We start from the raw sequence: 1055 nt of genomic DNA, 5'->3' as shown, positions 1-1055 counted from the left end.
GCGGAGCCGGCGGACGGGCCCGTGGAGGAACCGGCAGCGGCGCCGGAACGGCGGACGGTGCTCGCCGACACCGGCGCCCCTTCGGCCGACCTCTTCCGGCAGTACCTGCGGGAGATCGGCCGCATCCCGCTGCTCAGCGCGGCCGAGGAGGTGGAGCTGGCCCGCCGCGTCGAGGCCGGTCTGTTCGCTGAGGAAAAGCTCACCCGCGGCACGGACCTCGACGAGCGGCTCGCGCACGACCTGGACCGCCTGGTGGTGCTGGGCCGCATGGCGAAGCGCCGGTTGACGGAGGCCAACCTGCGGCTGGTGGTGTCCGTGGCCAAACGTTACGTCGGACGCGGCCTGACCATGCTCGACCTGGTGCAGGAGGGCAATCTCGGGCTGATCCGGGCGGTGGAGAAGTTCGACTACACCCGGGGCTACAAGTTCTCCACGTACGCCACCTGGTGGATCCGGCAGGCCATGTCGCGCGCCCTCGCCGACCAGGCACGCACCATCCGGGTGCCGGTGCACGTGGTCGAACTGATCAACCGGGTCATCCGGGTGCAGCGACGCATGCTGCAGGAGCGCGGCTACGAACCCACTCCGCAGGAGGTCGGCGCCCACCTCGGTCTGCCGGCCGAGCGCGTCGCGGAGGTGCTGCGGCTGGCCCAGGAGCCGATCTCGCTGCACACCACGGTCGGTGAGGAGGACGACGTCCACCTCGCCGACCTGATCGAGGACGGCGACACGCCCTCCCCCGTGGAGTCGGCCGCGTTCCTGCTGCTCCGGGAACACCTGGACGCGGTGCTGTCCACCCTGGGGGAACGCGAGCGCAAGGTGGTGCAGCTCCGCTACGGCCTGGCCGACGGCCGCCCGCGCACGCTGGAGGAGATCGGCAGGATATTCGGCGTCACCCGGGAGCGGATCCGGCAGATCGAGTCGAAGACCCTGGGCAAGCTGCGCGACCACACCTACGCCGACCAGTTGCGCGGTTACCTGGACTGACCCGCCGCCGGCGGGGACCGCGACGGTCCCGTCCCCCGGCACGTCCGCCCGGCCGGCCGCGGTGGCCG

1 protein-coding gene is annotated in these 1055 nt (G+C 72.1%); it reads left to right on the top strand.

What is annotated here, in order from left to right; translation table 11 throughout:
• Window positions 1-987 (top strand): RNA polymerase sigma factor (locus tag ACYVE9_RS28060; RefSeq protein ID WP_461030697.1); only part of this gene is annotated, 987 nt, incomplete at its 5' end.
• Window positions 988-1055: the final 68 nt, after the last annotated feature.

The sequence above is a fragment of the Streptomyces sparsus genome, from assembly GCF_054776295.1.
This window is presented reverse-complemented; position numbering and strand designations above follow the sequence as displayed.